We start from the raw sequence: 979 nt of genomic DNA, 5'->3' as shown, positions 1-979 counted from the left end.
AGCATCTTTCATAATTTCCCTTTGAATTAGAGACAGAATGAAGTCTGTAAAAGTCGTTTGCTCTTTTTCAAGGTGCTGCTCAAGTTGTTCTAGCTGTAACTCCGTGATTCTGAAAATTTTAGATTTACTTCGTATACTCACCGTACATCTCCTTAACAGGCTTTGGTTTTGCTTTTAAGTCAATCATGTTGACTTGCCCATCTGTGATGGGCTACGGGTCTTAGGGTGGAACCCTAACAAGTCCCTGTATATCGAAAAACCGAAGGTTTTTTGTATATACAGGTAGGCTTGCTTATCTAATTTAGCCATCTAATTTTATTCTACTATATTGGTCAATATTTGTATGAAAAGATCAAAAAAAAGGTTTATCTGGTGATAGTGCTTAAATTTCGCATAAGAGATTTTATGTTAAATATTACGATAAAAAAGCCTTATAGTCTCTCCCAAAACTATAAGGCTTAGCGGTTGTAAATTTCCTCTATTATCGCTTACATCCTATGTAAGCTCGCTGTCTTACGACGTTTTTATTATTGTATGCAATACTTTCAATCATCCTTGATTGATTTTTTCTAAATATTACATACATTTATTTTTTATAGACATATGTAATATCCTTTTTTATTGTAAGCTAATGCTTACATGCGAGGGTGATAAATTGTCTTTTTTACTGTTAAAACTTTAAAAATGTGAAGGAAATCACGTTTTAAAATTTTATAATAGTTTGTACTCCAAGCGATCTTTGCTTATTTGATAATAATTTGAGTCTTGTTCCATTCCAATAAATTGTCTATTTAGTTCTTTGGCTGCAACGAGAGTAGTCCCACTTCCACAAAAAGGATCAAGAACTATTTGATCTTCTTGTGTGGTCAGTTCGATTAGGCACTTCATCAAATCTATTGGTTTTTGAGTAGGATGCAAGCCTGATTCCCGACGTCTAAAACTTGCGGAAATGATATTGTCTGGTGAATCTACATATTTT

1 protein-coding gene is annotated in these 979 nt (G+C 33.2%); it reads right to left on the bottom strand.

All coding sequences use genetic code 11. The annotated features are described in order from the left end of the window. Positions 1-711 precede the first annotated feature (711 nt). A partial coding sequence (locus RR876_RS16580; protein ID WP_332637139.1) for a site-specific DNA-methyltransferase occupies positions 712-979 on the bottom strand: 268 nt, incomplete at its 5' end.

The sequence above is a fragment of the Acinetobacter sp. genome, from assembly GCF_036666595.1.
In the GTDB taxonomy this organism is placed as follows: domain Bacteria; phylum Pseudomonadota; class Gammaproteobacteria; order Pseudomonadales; family Moraxellaceae; genus Acinetobacter.
The sequence above is the reverse complement of the archived record's forward strand: the minus strand, read 5'-3'. Positions and strand labels throughout refer to the sequence as shown.